The sequence below is a fragment of the Pokkaliibacter plantistimulans genome, assembly GCF_003194385.1.
Taxonomy (GTDB): Bacteria; Pseudomonadota; Gammaproteobacteria; order Pseudomonadales; family Balneatricaceae; genus Pokkaliibacter; species Pokkaliibacter plantistimulans.
In genome coordinates this window covers 1-16,558 of record NZ_LAPT01000011.1, presented here as the reverse complement: position 1 = coordinate 16,558, position 16,558 = coordinate 1, and the positions used below count along the sequence as shown (strand labels likewise).

The following is a 16,558-nucleotide window of genomic DNA, read 5'->3' as shown; positions in this document are numbered from 1 at the left end:
GATATCATGACTGCCACATACAACCCACGGAACACTGTCAAGCCAGCTATCGTTGCGCCCATGGCCAGCTCTCTGCTGCTTAACGTTATCCCTGAGCAGTTCAGCAACAGCATTAAGGTGATCCCCACCCTGACTCAGCGGGCGATCAGTCAACCTTTACGCATGGTAGAGAACTTCAGCAGCTGGTTACAGCAACTGACGCTGCCTCTGCATGCTGAGACCGACAAGATGCTGTCTGTCAGTTTCCCCGAAAATTCAGTCGCTGCTGTATTTGACAAGACAGCACTCGGCCGCAGCCTGCTCAATATGATGCGCGTCAGCATCGAAGCCGCCAAATTCTACGTTCTGGTGAAGATGGATATCCAGGACAATCAGCTACAGCTGACACTGGATCAGGATCGTGCCCTGAACGACCTGCGTCCACTGAGTGACCTGTTCGAAGTTGTTGAGGCCCACCATGGTCGCATCGAAGAGCAGGAATCCCATCTGGGCGGTACACGTTTCTGTATCAATCTGCCCGTACTGGCCTGATTGAATTCACTGAGGGGCTTGCCCCTCTCCTGCAGCAATAGTGCTGCTCAAGGCCAACCACCCGGTTGGCTTGTAGTAAACAGGGAAAAACAGCATACAAAGTGGGTGGCGTTGTTGATCTTCACATCAACGGGATGGCAGTCCTCAGGAGATCAAACCATGAAGTTGCTTAAACCCCTTGGTACCAGCATTTTGACGGGGGTGCTGCTGTTGGCAGCGGGCACCGGAGTTGCCTACGCTGACCGTGACCACGGTCGGTACTGGCAGGAAGACGGTCATAACCAAAATTATGACCGCGACGGTAACCGTGACCACGGCAAGCACAATGATCATGGTTGGCGTAACGACCATGATTGGCACGACCGTGGCAATGGCTGGGGCAACCGCCACGACCGTTACCGTGGTCCAGAACGAGTAACCGTGATTCGGGAAATACCCCGTCATGCACGTAGGGTGATTGTTCGTGACCGGACCTACTACGTGTATAACGACGTCTACTACCGTCCGCAGCGGGACTATTATGAAGTGGTTCCCGCCCCTTTCGGCGCTGTGCAGTTCAGTCTGCCTGGTGGCTCGGTAAAGGTGATGATCGGCGGTGTACCTTATTATCGCCATGGTGGCGACTACTACTGGTACGACAATCATTCCAGCGGCTTCCGCCTGATGCTGGATATGTAGTCAGCCAGAGTAACCTACGAATGCTCAACACCTTTAGGGCGAACACGACCTGGTCTGTTCGCCCTTTTTTATGGCCCGAGCAGCTCGGTTCCCGAGACCTTTTGCATCCTGCATGCGAATGCAACAGCCATCGGCGCTGTTTTTTACATCCCCATAATTCGCTCATCGAGCCTGTCTATCACTCTATCGATACTGGCAATTGGACGCTTCAGCCTGCAAGGAGTAGTCTGACCGACACGCTAGCTGGAAGCACATATCGTGTTTTTGCATCGGTCAGTACCGATTAGCTGGCAGCGGGACTCAGCGATGACCACAGTGTTCGAACTCCACGGCAACACCCCTTCTCCCGACGGAATAGCGCGATACGAATTCCTCCCCCTGACGCAACCCATTGCGGACTCTGCCGAACTGATTAAAGAAGTGGCATTAGCCATCAGCTACAACGGTCTCAGCCACAGCGTCATGATGGTTACCCCCGTGGATATGGATGACTTCCTGTTCGGTTTCAGCCGCAGCGAAGGCATTATCGAGCGGGCAGACGAAGTGCGTGATTGGGACATTACCCAAGTCGATGACCAGCGCTGGCACGCTGATCTCACCCTCAGCCCGAGGCTGCTGTCACGCTTCAAACAGGGCCGCCAGCGTCTGCGGGGCGCTACTGGCTGTGGCCTGTGCGGTATCGACTCCCTGCAGGAGGCCCTGCCAGACTTACCCCACCTCCGTTTATGCCCACTGCCGCCAGCCGAACTCTTCCCTGGTCTGCGTGACCGCCTTCAGCAACACCAGCCTCTGGGCAACCGTGCTGGTGCTATTCATGCCGCCATGCTGCTGGATCGGGCCGGTAACGTACTGGTCAGCCGCGAAGACATCGGTCGCCACAATGCCCTCGATAAACTGTTAGGGCATGCGCTGCGCCAGCGCCTGGAACTCTATGATCATATTGTGGTTATGAGCAGTCGCTGCAGTATGGAGCTGATCCAGAAGGCCGTGCGTGCCGGTGTATCCACACTGGTCAATCTGGCTTCACCCAGCCAGCTGGCAGTCGATCTGGCGCGTCGCCATGGCCTCAACCTTATCCACCTGCCCCGCCAGGGCAGTCCCAGGGTATATGCGAGCCCCCCTGCAACCAGTCACCCAGAAGTTCATTCTCCATCCGCACAGCAAGCCGGATGAATCCTGCAACCAAGAAACCGAGATGAATCAGTCAAAATCAGATCAGGCGCCCATCGCCAGCAGTACTATTGAAACGTATTACCATCCCTACCAGGGTTCCGCCGGAGGATGGGGCGCGCTGAAGGCTACTACCCGACACTGGCTGCAAAGTCGCAACTCCACCCGTAACGTCAAAACCATGCTGAAGACCAACCAGCCCCACGGTTTTGACTGCCCCGGTTGTGCCTGGGGTGAAAAACATGATCCGAGCATGATCCGTTTCTGCGAGAACGGCGCCAAAGCAGTGAACTGGGAGGCCACCAGCAAGAGGGTCGATGCGGCCTTCTTTGCGCGTTACAGCGTCAGCTGGCTCTACCAGCAGAGTGACTATTTTCTTGAATATCAGGGCCGTCTGACTGAGCCTATGCGCTACGATCCGGTCAGTGATCACTATCTCCCCATCAGCTGGAATGATGCTTTCGCGCTGATTGCAGACACACTCAAAGGCCTGGATCATGCCGACCAGGCGGAGTTCTACACCTCAGGCCGTGCCAGCAACGAAGCCGCATTCCTCTATCAGTTGTTTGCCCGTGCCTACGGCACCAATAACTTCCCCGACTGCTCCAATATGTGCCATGAAGCCAGCGGCTATGGCCTGACCAGCAGCATTGGTGTGGGCAAAGGCACGGTAGAGATTGAAGACTTCGAGCTGGCCGATGCGGTCTTTGTATTTGGCCAGAACCCCGGCACCAATCACCCCCGCATGCTCGATACGCTACGCGAAGTGATCAAACGTGGCGCTCAGGTGGTGTGTTTCAACAACCTCAAAGAGCGCGGACTGGAGCGTTTCACCCACCCTCAAAACCCGGTCGAAATGCTGAGCAACGGCTACACCCGCCTGAATACGGCCTACTACACCCCCAAAATTGGAGGGGATATGGCCGCCGTGCGAGGCATGGTCAAAGTCCTGATCGAGCTGGAGGAAGCCGCCCAGCAACGTGGAGAGGCTCTGTTCGACCACGCTTTTATCGCTGAGCATACTGACGGCATGGCGGCGTATCTGGCAGAAGTAGCAGCCACCCCGTGGCAACACATCATCGAACAGTCTGGACTGAGCCGTGCGGAGATAACTGCGGCAGCGCAGGTGTATGCCCGGGCCGACCGGGTAATCTGTACCTGGGCGATGGGCGTCACCCAGCACCGCCATTCGGTCCCCACCGTGCATGAGATCGTCAATCTGTTGCTACTGCGTGGCAATATCGGCAAGCCCGGCGCGGGTGCCTGCCCGGTACGCGGCCACAGTAATGTGCAGGGTGACCGCACCATGGGCATCAATGAGCGCCCATCGGAAGCCTTTCTCAACCACCTTGAGCGCCGCTTTGATATCAAGGTGCCGCGTCACCATGGCCATGCCACCGTAGAAACCATTCAGGCCATGCTGGAAGGCAGCAGTAAAGTATTCATTGGTCTGGGGGGCAACTTCGCTGCAGCCACTCCGGATACCGCGCTGACGGAACAGGCATTACGCCGTTGTGAGCTGACGGTCCAGATCAGCACCAAGCTCAACCGCTCTCATCTGGTGACCGGTAAACAGGCACTGATCCTGCCCTGCATGGGTCGCACGGACATTGATATGCAGGCCAGTGGCCCTCAACGGGTCACAGTGGAAGACTCATTCAGTATGGTCCATGCCTCCGGTGGTGTGCTGGAGCCACTGTCTGCCGAGATCAGGTCAGAACCCGCCATCATTGCCGCGATGGCCGAAGCTACGCTGGGCAAACAGCCGGTTGACTGGTCTGCCCTGGCGGCCGACTACAATCGTATTCGCGACCTGATCGCTGACGTTATCCCAGGCTTCAGCGAGTTCAATCGCAAAATTGATCAGCCCGGTGGCTTCTATCTGGGCAACAGTGCCCGTGAGCGGCAGTGGAAAACCCCGGCCAGCAAGGCCATTGCCCATTGTCACTCACTGCCGGCACATATCCTGCCGGAAGAGGTGGCCAGCCAGCTGAACAGCCAGACCCTGATCATGCAGACCCTGCGTTCACATGATCAGTACAACACCACCATCTACGGCCTGAATGACCGTTACCGGGGTATCAAGGGCGAGCGCAAGGTCGTCTTTATCAATCCGGCAGATCTGGAGCGACTGGGTCTTCACGAAGGTCAGGAAGTCAGCATCCGCTCACTGTGGGGTGATGACATCCAGCGTCAGGTCGAGGGCTTCAAGCTGGTTCCCTACGATATTCCTGCAGGCAATGTCGCCGCCTACTATCCGGAAACCAACCCGCTGGTTCCGCTCAACAGCGTGGGAGATTTCAGCCGCACCCCAACATCAAAAAGTATTGCCGTTATACTGACGGCACATCAATCCATGCGGATTGCCTGAGCAGACGTTTACTACGGCTAACAGCAGCGGGCAGTCCCTCACCAAGGACTGCCCCATGCCCCGCCTCCTGCATACGTTCCTGCTTGGTAGCAGCCTGCTGCTCACCGCCTGCACCCCTCGTCCACAGAGCACCACCCCCGATCAGCCACTAGAACATACCTACTGGAAACTCACACAGCTGGGCACGGACCCCGTGCAGCCCGATAACCGGATGCGTGAGCCGTACCTGCAGCTCAGCCCGGAGCAGCACCGCGTCAGCGGTTTCAGCGGCTGCAATCGTCTGGCAGGTCAGTATCAGCTAGCGAGCACCCAGCTGAGTCTCGGCCCGCTGGTCAGCACACGCATGGCCTGCATGCAGGGAATGGCGCTGGAAAGTCGCTATATGCAGGCACTGGAACAGGTGCGGGGCTGGCAGATAACAGGGCGAACCCTGACCTTGCTGGACGCACAGCAGCAACCACTGCTGCAGTTTGAAGAAAGCCACAAGTGAACAGGACGGGGCCGTACAGGCGGCCCTGCCCAGCCCCTTCTCTTTGCAACCCCCTCAAATTTGCAGCCCGACAAATATGCAGCTTGGCATCAATTAGCACGGCCACTGCCTGAAATTCCCCTCTCCCGCCACTGCACCTAAGCCCACTAGACAATCCTTTGAACTACGACTATTCGTATCTATGTCAGTTTTATTTCAGGGCTGTCTCAGTTTTCTTAAGTTTGTCTTAAGGTTCGGTAGATAGGCTCTGCGACCACTCTTCCTAAAATTCGCAGTCAGAGTTAAGTGTCCATGAAGCCACAACGGCAAGGTATGTCACGCCTGATCCATGCCTCCATTTACTCCTGGCAAGGCCTGAAACTGGCCTGGCAACATGAGGCGGCCATTCGTCAGGAATGTATGGCCCTGCTGGTCCTGATCCCCGTTGCCTGCCTGTTGCATGTCACTTCTCTGGAGCGCGCCCTGCTGATCGTCAGCGTCTTTGCCGTGCTGGTGGTGGAGTTACTGAATTCGGCCATCGAGGCCGTTGTTGACCGTATCGGTCACGAAATGCATCCCCTGAGTGGTCAGGCCAAAGATATGGGTTCGGCTGCCGTTCTTGTCACCCTCATGGCCGCTGTCGGAGTCTGGTTATGCATCCTGCTGTAAACGATGCTCCTCCCTCGTTATTGCGCCGTTGCGCCCATCGCCCTTCCTCCCCTCAGCCACCCGCCCATCTGTCGATGCAGACGTTCTGGGTCAATCATCTGTTTTATCCGCTGCTGGCGTTTGTGCTGGCGGTACTGGTCATCAGTGTTTTCCATCTCGACCGGGTGGTAGCGGATGCGCTGTACTGGGCGGAAGGCCATCAGTGGGCACTGAAGGATAGCTGGATCACCACCACTCTGATTCACAAAGGCGGCAAGAACCTGTCGATTGCTATTGCCGTGGTGACCTTGCTGCTGCTGGCTGGCAGCTGGGTGACGCCTGCATTACGTCACTGGCGCCGCCCTCTGACCTTTCTGCTGCTGGCCGCCGCGACCAGCTCGTTGCTGGTCGTCAGTGCCAAGTCACTGACCCATATTGCCTGCCCGTGGGACTTCAATCGTTATGGTGGCAATCTGCCATTCATGAGTGAACTGGATCAGTTCCTCCACAGCGACAGCGGCCGTTGCTTTCCAGCGGGTCACGCCAGTGCGGGCTATGCCTGGCTGGCGTTGTATTTTGTCGGGCTCTATCGTCACTCTGGCTGGCGCTGGATGGGCTTGCTGCTGGCCGTGCTGATGGGCGTGGTATTTGGTATTTCCCAGCAGCTGCGGGGGGCGCACTTTATCTCCCATGATGTCTGGACCTTCGCCATCAGCTGGTTTACCGCGCTGGTCTGGTTCCGCCTGGTGCTCTACCGCAGCTACAAACAGAGCCTCAGCGGTGGCCTTCACACGACCTCTCCCGTATTGACTTCCACCCCTTCTGCCTACGCGGCTGAAACCGGCATCAAGGTTTCTTCATGAGTCAGCTATCAACCTCCACGTCTTCCATGGTCAGCCCTGCTTCCCGTCAGCGCTGGCAGATCAGCAGTGTGCACTTCTGTCTGCTGCTTTCCACCCTGCTGGTACTGGCCTATAACTCGGCGTTTTTTCACGCGCTGGGGCAGGTCATTGATCCGCTGACCCTGCGGGGAGGCGCGTTCACTATCAGCGTTGGCGCACTGCTGGGGCTGTTGATGTTTATCCTGCTCAACCTCATCGCCGTGCCTTACCTGCTCAAGCCGCTTGCCATTGCCATATTGTTGAGCGGCGCAGCCGCCTCCTACTTTATGAACACTTACGGCATCGCCATCGACAGCGTCATGGTGCAGAACGTGGTGGAAACCGACCCGGCTGAAGCTGCTGCGCTGTTCAGCCCCCGTCTGGCCATGTATCTGCTGCTACTGGGCGTCGTTCCCTGCCTGCTGGTCTGGAAGGTCAGGATCAGCTACCGCCGCTGGCCTCGTGAGCTGCTGGTCAGGTTACTGGCCATCGTCGCCAGCCTGCTGGTGATTGCTGCCATGTTGTTTGCGCTGTCACAGGACTACGCCTCTTTCTTCCGCAACAACAAGAATGTGCGGCAGATGGCCGTCCCACTGAGCTACATCTATGCCGGCGTGTCCTTTGCGGTGAAAGGCAAGGAAGGTCCGATTGTGGTCCAGGCCATTGGTGAAGATGCCCGCCCCGGTGCGCTGGCACTGGCCAAGCATAAGCCCACCCTGACCGTGTTTGTGGTAGGGGAAACCGGTCGCGCTGATCATTTCGGCCTCAACGGCTATGAGCGCAACACCACTCCGCTGCTGGCAAAGCAGGATGTCTTCAACTTTACCCAGTTCACTTCCTGCGGCACGGCCACGGCCGTATCAGTGCCCTGTATGTTCTCGCTGCTGGATCGCGAGCACTATGACGACCGCAAAGCCAAGTCACAGCAGGGTCTGCTGGATGTGCTGAATCATGCGGGGTATGCCGTGCTGTGGCGCGATAACAACTCAGGCTGTAAAGGTGCCTGTGATCGCGTCAGCTATGAAGACATGTCCAAGGCGGCCGTCGCTGAGGACTGCAACAGCGAAGAATGTTTTGATCAGGTGCTGCTGCACAATATCGACGCCGTCCTGCCCAGACCCAATGGCGATATGTTTGTGGTCCTGCACCAGCATGGCAGCCATGGTCCTGACTACTACCATCGTTACCCGCAGGACATGGCTTTCTATCAGCCAGAGTGCAAGACCAACCAGCTGCAGGACTGCAGTCAGGAGTCACTGATCAACACCTACGACAACACCATTCGCTATACCGATTACTTCCTCAACAACGTGATCGAATGGCTGAAACAGCGCAGTGATCAGTACAACACCGCCATGCTCTATGTGGCTGACCATGGCGAATCGCTGGGAGAGAACCATGTGTACCTGCATGGCATGCCCTACATGATTGCGCCGGAAGAACAGAAGCACGTGTCATTCTTTTACTGGCTGTCGAAAGGCTTTGAGCAGACCTATGACATCAACTCTGACTGTCTGGCCAGCAAGGAACATCAGCCTTTCTCGCAGGACAATATCTTCCACTCTGTGCTGGGCATGCTGGATATTCAGACCAGCGTGTACGACGCCAAACTGGACATGTTCCAGGGTTGCCGCCCACAGGGCTGATCCTGCCCCCGCCGATATGGCTAGCACGGGCTGGCCATTCCCGGCATGCAGATTGAATTTCCGCTTTGGCTGAGTATGATCCTTGGCACTCTGGCCAGCGGTGTATCGATTAAGTGTTCCTCTCATGCTGGCTCTACTGCAAGGAGCGTTGGATGAACACTGCACGTCGTTGGCTGCTATTACTGTTGTGTTGCTGTCTGCCAGTACTGGCATCAGCCGAAACCCAGCAGGCCAATGATCAACAGGCGCGCGACCGCATCATCGCCTGGGCCCAGCAATTCTGGCAGTCGCTGCAGCGCAAGTCCGGCGTACAGATATTGCCCGCCGCCCATGCCGAACTGACCGTCCCCAGTGGTTTCTACTTTCTCGATGCTCACGACAGTGAACGAGTGCTGACCGAGGTCTGGGGCAACCCTGCCTACAGCGGCGCTCTGGGGATGCTGTTTCCCGCCGATGCCAGCCCCTTCGATGCCAATGCCTGGGCAGTGGTGCTGCACTATGAAGCAGGCTATGCCATCAACCCGCGTATTGCCGCGCAGCTGGATTATCAGGCCCTGCTCAGCCAGATGCAGAATGAGCTAAAGGCTGAAGAGACGGATAAAGCCGGCCCGCAGCTGATCGGCTGGGCCGTTGCTCCGCACTTTGATGCCGAGCGCAATATTCTCTACTGGGCCAAGGAGCTGGCCTTTCCCGGCAAAGCCACGCATACCCTTAACTACAATGTCCGCCTGCAGCATCAGGATGGCGTACTGGTGATGAATATCGTTGCGCCTGTCACTGCGCTCAGCACCATCACTCAGCAATTGCCACCGCTGCTGGACATGGTGCGTTTCCTGCCAGCCAGCAGCGCGGCGCCCCCCCAGCCAGTCCCCCGCCCAGAGGCAGAGAATACCGCCCTGCTCAGTGAAATGCCCGACAGCGTGGCGATGGTGATCAGCCTGCTGCGCCAGTTCTGGTATCTGTCTATCCCTGCCGCAATGTATTTGCTTTTCCGCCTGTTCCGCGGGCGTGAGCGGCGGATCTTTTACTGAGGCCAATAGCGCCGACGTGTAAGCATGCGTCGAACTACACTGGTGCCACTCGTGACCGGCCTCACACTCACTGCAGCTGTACTTGGCTGGCATTTTTTCCAAAACAATCCAGATACCTATATGCCTCTGGACGAAAAAGAGTTGAAGGAGCTTGAGAGCAGCCTCACTCAAGCCAGCCAGCGCCAGCCCAAGGCTGCTGACAATGGCATGATTGTCTCCGCTCTGGCTGAAGTGTTTTTTGGTGACAGGTTTAACTTCAAAGACCACACCATCGCTCTTCAGCATCCCGATGCCGATTTAGCCAAATACGTTGCTGTCATTACCGAAGATGGCATTCCAGAAGACGATTCTGTCGCAGGCTATCGACACCGACTCACCTTCACTTTCAAGCATGGGGCGTGGCAAATACAAAAGGCAGAGATGCAATGGCGCTGCTGGTTTGACCGGGGGCACACTGATTTCAGCACGGAGCCTTGCCGCTGAGGCTCTGTGGTTAACACTGCGTAGTGAGGGCGGGTGACGGTATCCACCATCCCTGACTATGCGGGACTAGTCAGGGATGGCTCTGGAAGCTAACGATTCTGCAAGCGCAGTAACGGATTAAGCCGGAAAGACTCCGGGCTTCCTTCTGCTGCAATACTACGTGAATGTGGTGAAGGCTGCTGCGCAACCACAGCACACACCTGGCTGACAAAGCTACGCATACCCTGAATAAGGTCGATCACCTCATGAGCCTGACTGCCCGCTAGACAAAAACGATACATGACGCGGACGACACCACTGTCTCGTTCGCAAGCAATGACAAATAGCGGCCCCCCCTGACGCCCCTGTAACTCCAGTAGCGATAGTGCCACTTGTGGTGCCTGCAGCGCCGTAAGGTGTGCTGCATTGCACTGCAGCTCCGCCCAGCCATTGTCGCGCTGACACAGAAAGAGGGCCGGTTCAGCAGCGAAGGTAAAACGGAAACAGATTGCCTGCCGGTCAAAATCCTGAATACCCAGACGCTCCATTATCTGGGCAAGCAGATTGCTGAAGAGCGGTTGCGGCTGACTCATGAGCGCCGCTCCCTGGCTGTCTCGCGCTGCTCAGCGTGCGGCGAATGTTGCGGACTTCCCAAAGCATCAGCAAACACCTCTGCCTGCTCGATTGCGGGTGGCTCTGTGCGATCAAACTGCTCCTGCGCGTCGAAAAACTCTTCCTGGTCAGAGTCACTGCTGGCCACTGAGCCAGGAGCATCCTCAAGTTCAGTAAAACGACCGGAGTCGACAACGCCCAGCTCCACATCCGGCTGTTGCTCTGTCGTCGCCTTGAAATTTTGCAGTAGTTTGACCACCGCATTAGCAATAGCTTCCCCACCCGGACGCGGTAAGGTCAGATTGCAAGCGGTCAGAAAGACCGTTCCAGCCACCAGCCCCGGCAGGCTGTCAGTAAAGTGAGTGGCGGGGATCTTGTTGATGATGCCGAAAGGCAGCAACAGTGGCGACAAGCCGGAGTAGCTGGCAAACTTGCTGGCAGCCTGCTGGGTATTTTCACTCGGGTTTCTTGCCGTCTTGGTCAGTTCAAATACGGTTAGTCCCGCATCCATCCCCAAGTCCACCAAACCCGCTGGCTCATCATAATAGGTGGCAGCTGAACTCAGACAGACCGCCCCGGCAATGGCAACAAAGGCCATTTTCTGGGCAAAATCACGATTATTGGCCGGTGTCTGAGACTCCCCCTCAGCGCCCTGCCCGAGAATACGTTGCGCGACACTGGACAACTTGTCACTGGCCGCATCAATTTCGCTCAACTGCAGATTCAGACTATCACTCAGCTCCTTGCCATCCCCCTCAAACTGTTGGCGACGTTGCTGAAAATCACCGTGCTGTAGCTTTACTGCATCCAGCAATGCAGTGATGTGTACTGTCATTTCAGCTGTCAGTTGCTCTGCGGGCTGAGCATCCGGCTTGTGAAACATACTTTTAATCTTGTCACTGATGGCGCCCAGAGGTTTGCTCACCAGATGAGGTGCAGATGACAGCACAAATACCGCGGCGGTAAAACTCGCTGCCATGGAATGGAACAGAATGGGGCTGTTATGTTCAAAGGCCTTGGCCTTGTCATTAAAGGCACTGATGGCGTAGGGCAGATTAGGAGGCAGATAGGGGACATGACGCTCCTGCATATGCAGACCGAAGGAGCGTTTGTCGGCGGCAGGATTGAGCGCAATCCCCATCAGCATGCACAGGGTCTTGGTATAGCCTGCCACCAGCAGGGCAAAGTACTGATTGTCCTTATTTTTGTGCGCGGTCAGGGTGGGCAGCAAAGCCAGACCCACGTTGCCCAGACTGAACAACATAGTAGCGGCTGTGCGATAGCCCATGGGCTTATCCTTGGCAATCCGCTCCAGCTTGTGCATCAGGCCGGTGGTGACCGAACTGATTTCCTTGCGTATCCCGGCCGGAATCTGCGGCTGCTGACAGGCATCATGCAGCGTCTGCACACTCTGCTTGAAAGCAGGAAGGTGAGCCTGCTGACGCTCGCTGGCCAGATACGCCCGGTTGTTGAACTGCCCAACAGCAGCTGCCAGATCCGTTTTGCGGAACAAACCCAGCAAACGCTGCTTGATCCCCCCCGCAGAGGCCGTATCCGAGGAGGCCGCAGAAGAGCTGGAACCAGCAGCGGGATCAAGTTCATCGGGGGTGGCAGCGGCCACTGTCACAGCACTATGAGGCGGCAATGTGAAGGCGGTTGATGTATTGCTTGACTGCGCTGGTAGCGCTCTGGAAGTACTGACCTCCAGTTGCTCGCCCCCCATACGTCCCTGATGGGTATGGTTGACGACATCAGGACCCGCTTCTTGATGGTGTGAGGCGGCAATGGTCGAGGATGAATGAATAGGAGTCATAGGTCATACGTTGCTGAACAAATTTCCCATTGTGTGTTTTTTATACAGGAGAAGTTCCCAGCAGGCGTATAACTATGCCCCCATCAAAAGGCTGTTATATCCGAACCATAATGGTGAAGGGCAGCAAAGGGTGTTCGTATGACCCTGCTGCCAGTCAACTCATAGAGTCTTCTCTTTACACTTCTTCTGCCGCCAGCACCTCTTCCTCGGCTCTCGCTGCCGCCAGCCACGCCTGATAGGCCGGAGTATTGAGCACGGTCTGCATATAGTCGGCAGCTAATGCATCGAGCGGCACCTGATAGGAATGAAAGCGCGACGCCACCGGTGCAAACATCGCATCAGCCAGGGTAAAGCGGCCGAACAGCCAGGGACCATCCGCATGATGGGCCTTACGGCAGTCATGCCAGATTTCGACAATGCGGCGGATGTCCTGCTGCGCCGCCACGCCGGGCTGAAAGCCGCTGATAACACGGCGACAGTTCATCGGCATCTCACGGCGCAGATTGGGATAGCCGGAATGCATTTCCGCCACGATGGAACGCGCCCAGGCGCGCTGATGACGGCTGTCCGGCCAGCCTTTGCCCGCCAGCAGCGCTTCCGAAATATATTCACCGATGGCCAGCGAATCCCAGATGGCCTGCCCTTCATGCAGCAATACCGGCACCTTCCCCGCCATGGAGTACTGCATGACCTGCTGCCTGAAGTCCGTTCCCAGCGACAACTGCACTTCGTTAAAGGGAATACCGGTCATCTTCAGGAAAAACCAGGGGCGCAGCGACCAGGATGAATAGTTCTTGTTGCCGATCACCAGTGTCAGTTCAGCCGCATCCACGCCGCTCTGATACTCACCCTGCACACTCCCCTGCTGGCCGTTTGCCATCGCCTTGTTCCTCATTGTTCCAGATTTACGGGTTGGTCATCAGCGTTAGTGCTGATGCGCTTTACTATTGGCGAAGCACCGTGACGGAACAAACGAATAGTCTTGTAGGCAGCTATCAAAATCGGTGATAGATCACCGTTTATAGAGCAAAATACGCCTACTTCGGCAAACAGTGGCACTTTGGTGCCGTTTTGGAACCCCCATGTCTCTTGAAATTGATCTGCTGAAAACCTTTCTGGCGGTAGTCGATACCGGCAGCTTCACCCGTGCTGCCAAGCACAGTTTCCGCACCCAGTCCGCCATCAGCATGCAGATGAAGCGGCTGGAAGAGCACAGCGGCCAGCCACTGTTCCGCAAGGAAGGTCGTGATCTGGTGCTGACCGAAGCCGGAAAAGTGCTGGTCGGTTACGCCCGCCGCATCATGCTGCTGCACGATGAGGCTGCCGTACGTTTGCAGCAGGGCTGGGCTGATCAGCCCATCCGTCTGGGCTGCCCCAGCGACTATATGGACATGATCTGCCCGTCATTGATTCAGGCACTGCGACAGCAGATACCGCAGGTGGGTATCCAGATCATCACCGCCAACTCGCCCGATCTGCGCCCCCTGCTTGATCAGGGAGAACTGGAGCTGGCCGTGCTGACCCGGCTGCCCGATACCGATGAAGGCCATGTGTTGCTGCATGATGAAGGGGTATGGCTGGTCGCCGACCACTTTGACCCGGCAGCACATAAACACCTGCCGCTGGCGCTGTACGAACCCAGCTGCAAATTTCACACAGCGGCCCGCGATGGGCTGGAGAAACAGGGCCGCGCCTACGAAGTGATCTGCACCGCCAGCAGCCCGACGCTACTGGCAACGCTGGTGCGCAACGGTCAGGCCATCAGCGCCATGGCACGCTGCTCGGCACCCACAGATTTGCTGCTGAGCCCTCAGGCACTCGACCTGCCACCCCTGCCCAGCACGGATATCGTGCTGGCTACCGGCGCCATGCCCCACCCCCTGCTGGGTGCCCGGCAACTGCAGCAGCTGTTGACGACGTTTCAGCAGCGCATCTCGACAAGAGGCTAAACACAGCCTGCTCAGTACCAGGCGCTACTCAACAAAGCGTTGGGCATGATGACGTCAAAGAGCGGAGTTAACTTACCGACCGGGGAACTTTTTCAGCCCCCAGCCAGCGCCCTGGCAGGGCTGAACTATAGTTATCAGAAGCCCGCCAATGGGCCTTACCCGGAGAGCCATGATGATAAGAACCACGCTGATTGCCAGTGCCATTGCCACGCTGGCGTTGCTATATCAGAGCAGTGCCCAGGCAGAGGATCTGGAGTTCACCCTGATCAACAATACCTCGGTGAACATGACCAGCTTTCACATCTCCCCCGGCACCTCCAAGCACTGGCAGGATGACCTGCTGGAAGGAGATGTCCTGCGCAGTGGCGAGCAGGGCACCGTCACCATTCAGGATGGCCTGACCACCTGTGAATATGACATCCGTGCCGAGTTTGCCGACGGTGATGTGATGGAGGACTACGACCTCAACCTGTGCGAGCTGGGTTCCTATACCTTCCATGAGTAAGGTGCAGACCCGGAACCTATTCACGATCGTACACAGGCAGGTGACCTGCACTGGCAGAGAAAGCAACAAACCCCAGCGCCGGCTGGGGTTTGTCGTTAGGAGGTCCGAGTATGTTGTCAGGGTTGAGGCATGGGGTCAGTGGTGATAGCTGGCAGCCACTTCCGCCTCATCCAGTACGTTGGCAAAGATACTGACCGCCTGCACCGCATCACGGGCACCATCCCGAATCTGCAAAATCGCAGACCCCGCCTGATTGGCCAGCTCAACACCACGCAGCGCCTGCTCCTGACTGCCACTCATGCTGCCGATAGCCGCCTGGGTGCCGCTCTGAATTTTCTCGATCATCTCGGCTATCTCTGCCGTGGAGCGACTGGTGCGCGCTGCCAGTGAGCGCACTTCATCGGCCACCACCGCAAAGCCACGCCCCTGATCACCGGCCCGCGCCGCTTCGATGGCCGCATTGAGTGCCAGCAGGTTGGTCTGGTCAGCAATACCGCGAATGCTGTTGACGATGGCAGTGATCTGCTCAGACTGCCTGCCAAGGTCCGCGATCACATCCGCAGATATCTTGACCATATCGGCAATCTGGCGCATTTCCGTGGCCGCATCCTGAATGATGACCGTGCCATGCTCGGCTACGCGCTCCGTTTCCGCCGCGATGTGATAGGCACGAGAGGCACTGCGGGCCTCGCTCTCGTTCTGCTCCACTTCACGGCTGATATCCACCGCGAACTTCACTACCTTGTAGAGCTTGCCATCGCGGTCAAAGACCGGGTTATAGGTCGCTTCCAGCCAGACGACCTGACCATTGCGACTGATGCGTTTATAGCGACCTGTCATGAATTTCCCGCTGCGCAACTGCTGCCAGAACTGGGCGTAGTCATGGGAGCGGGTGTATTCCTCCTCGCAAAAGATGCTGTGATGCTTGCCCTTGATGGCACTCAACTCATAGCCCATGGTCTGCAGGAAGTTCTTATTGGCGGTCAGAATAGTGCCATCAAGGGTGAACTCAATAATGGCATTGGAGCGATCTACCGCTTCCAGCTTGGCGCGTGCATCCGCTTCGACATTCACTTTGGCCGTGACGTCAGTGGCAAATTTAACAACCTTGTAAGGCTTACCGTTGCTATCCAGAACAGGATTGTAGGAGGCTTCCAGCCACACCACGCTACCCTGCTTGGTCAGGCGTTTGAACTGATCGGCGATAAACTCTCCCTTGCGCAGCCGGGCCCAGCGCTCGGCATACTGTGGACTGTTCACCAGCGCTTTTTCACAGAACATGCTGTGATGTTTGCCTTTCACCTCATCGAGGGTATAGCCCATCAGCCGCAGGAAGTTGTCATTGGCCTGCAGCACTTTTCCATCCAGATCGAACTCGATCACTGCCATGGATCGGTTCAGAGCCTGGAGCATGAACTGATGTTGTTCCAACTCCGTCTGACTGGCTGCCAGTTGCTGCTTTAACTTAGTGGAAAACATGGGAGACTCCGGACAGTTTCAAATCAATCTGCACAGGCAGGCCGGTCAAAAGCGTGATCGAGGCAGCCGAGGCAGCCGAGGCAGCCGAGGCAGCCGAGGCAAGAAAACACCCCAAGGGCACAAGAAACAGGCGAAAAAAACGGAGTTCAGTGAACTAAATGAGCACTTCTGAGCCTGTTTTTGACGCGGTATTCGGCAACACAGATAGCTTTTCAACGACCTGCTAAGGCTTGCCCGGCAGACTCAGCCTTTCTAGGCTGGCAGGCGGATACCGCGCTCTTCAATAAAGATCAATTGCTGGTAGTAGCGGTCT

The 16,558-nt window shown here is 56.8% G+C and carries 16 protein-coding genes; 12 read left to right on the top strand and 4 right to left on the bottom strand.

Annotated features, from left to right (window positions below):
* The first annotated feature begins 6 nt into the window (after positions 1-6).
* From WH50_RS03250 to WH50_RS03205, 10 genes are all read left to right on the top strand, one after another.
* A complete protein-coding gene (locus tag WH50_RS03250) occupies positions 7-531 on the top strand; it encodes a hypothetical protein (RefSeq protein ID WP_110186005.1) in 525 nt (174 codons plus the stop codon).
* A gap of 159 nt (positions 532-690) precedes the next feature.
* On the top strand, positions 691-1,209 hold the full coding sequence (locus WH50_RS03245) for a DUF6515 family protein (protein WP_110186004.1): 519 nt from the start codon (positions 691-693) through the stop codon (positions 1,207-1,209).
* 306 nt (positions 1,210-1,515) lie between these two features.
* Positions 1,516-2,382, top strand: a complete 867-nt coding sequence (gene fdhD / locus WH50_RS03240; RefSeq protein WP_110186003.1) for a formate dehydrogenase accessory sulfurtransferase FdhD — start codon at positions 1,516-1,518, stop codon at positions 2,380-2,382.
* Between the two features lie 22 nt (positions 2,383-2,404).
* Complete coding sequence (locus tag WH50_RS03235) at positions 2,405-4,750, top strand: FdhF/YdeP family oxidoreductase (protein ID WP_110186002.1); 2,346 nt, start codon at positions 2,405-2,407, stop codon at positions 4,748-4,750.
* Positions 4,751-4,805: 55 nt separating this feature from the next.
* Positions 4,806-5,240 carry an META domain-containing protein gene (locus tag WH50_RS03230; RefSeq protein WP_110186001.1) on the top strand — a complete coding sequence of 145 codons (435 nt, stop codon included), beginning with the start codon at positions 4,806-4,808 and terminating at the stop codon, positions 5,238-5,240.
* A 291-nt stretch (positions 5,241-5,531) separates the two neighbouring features.
* Entirely contained in the window at positions 5,532-5,888 is a 357-nt protein-coding gene (locus WH50_RS03225; protein ID WP_110186000.1) for a diacylglycerol kinase, read from the top strand.
* The gene (locus WH50_RS03220) at positions 5,873-6,730 is read left to right on the top strand and encodes a phosphatase PAP2 family protein (RefSeq protein WP_110185999.1); all 858 of its coding nucleotides are present in this window, start codon (positions 5,873-5,875) and stop codon (positions 6,728-6,730) included. Before WH50_RS03225 ends, WH50_RS03220 begins: the two co-directional genes overlap by 16 nt.
* Positions 6,727-8,394 carry a phosphoethanolamine transferase gene (locus tag WH50_RS03215; RefSeq protein ID WP_207780157.1) on the top strand — a complete coding sequence of 556 codons (1,668 nt, stop codon included), beginning with the start codon at positions 6,727-6,729 and terminating at the stop codon, positions 8,392-8,394. Before WH50_RS03220 ends, WH50_RS03215 begins: the two co-directional genes overlap by 4 nt.
* A gap of 152 nt (positions 8,395-8,546) precedes the next feature.
* Positions 8,547-9,425: a DUF2167 domain-containing protein gene (locus WH50_RS03210; RefSeq protein WP_110185997.1), complete on the top strand. Its 879-nt coding sequence runs from the start codon at positions 8,547-8,549 to the stop codon at positions 9,423-9,425.
* Positions 9,426-9,476: 51 nt separating this feature from the next.
* Positions 9,477-9,908, top strand: a complete 432-nt coding sequence (locus WH50_RS03205) for a hypothetical protein (protein ID WP_110185996.1) — start codon at positions 9,477-9,479, stop codon at positions 9,906-9,908.
* A gap of 89 nt (positions 9,909-9,997) precedes the next feature.
* Here WH50_RS03205 and WH50_RS03200 read toward each other — a convergent pair whose 3' ends face one another.
* The 3 genes from WH50_RS03200 to WH50_RS03190 all read right to left on the bottom strand — a co-directional run bounded on the left by WH50_RS03200 (position 9,998) and on the right by WH50_RS03190 (position 13,192).
* Positions 9,998-10,480 (bottom strand): type III secretion system chaperone, encoded by a 483-nt coding sequence (locus WH50_RS03200; RefSeq protein ID WP_110185995.1) that lies wholly within the window; start codon positions 10,478-10,480, stop codon positions 9,998-10,000.
* Positions 10,477-12,312, bottom strand: a complete 1,836-nt coding sequence (locus WH50_RS03195; protein WP_110185994.1) for a hypothetical protein — start codon at positions 12,310-12,312, stop codon at positions 10,477-10,479. The genes WH50_RS03200 and WH50_RS03195 overlap by 4 nt, the downstream gene beginning before the upstream one ends.
* Before the next feature lie 175 nt (positions 12,313-12,487).
* Complete coding sequence (locus WH50_RS03190; RefSeq protein ID WP_110185993.1) at positions 12,488-13,192, bottom strand: glutathione S-transferase family protein; 705 nt, start codon at positions 13,190-13,192, stop codon at positions 12,488-12,490.
* A 202-nt stretch (positions 13,193-13,394) separates the two neighbouring features.
* On the opposite strand from WH50_RS03190, the gene WH50_RS03185 reads away from it, so the two are divergent.
* Both WH50_RS03185 and WH50_RS03180 read left to right on the top strand, forming a co-directional pair.
* Positions 13,395-14,261, top strand: a complete 867-nt coding sequence (locus WH50_RS03185) for a LysR substrate-binding domain-containing protein (RefSeq protein WP_110185992.1) — start codon at positions 13,395-13,397, stop codon at positions 14,259-14,261.
* 169 nt (positions 14,262-14,430) lie between these two features.
* Positions 14,431-14,766: a hypothetical protein gene (locus WH50_RS03180; RefSeq protein ID WP_207780156.1), complete on the top strand. Its 336-nt coding sequence runs from the start codon at positions 14,431-14,433 to the stop codon at positions 14,764-14,766.
* Positions 14,767-14,901: 135 nt separating this feature from the next.
* Here the strand turns inward: WH50_RS03180 and WH50_RS03175 are convergent, their stop codons facing one another.
* Positions 14,902-16,245: a PAS domain-containing methyl-accepting chemotaxis protein gene (locus WH50_RS03175; RefSeq protein ID WP_110185991.1), complete on the bottom strand. Its 1,344-nt coding sequence runs from the start codon at positions 16,243-16,245 to the stop codon at positions 14,902-14,904.
* Between the last annotated feature and the right edge of the window lie 313 nt (positions 16,246-16,558).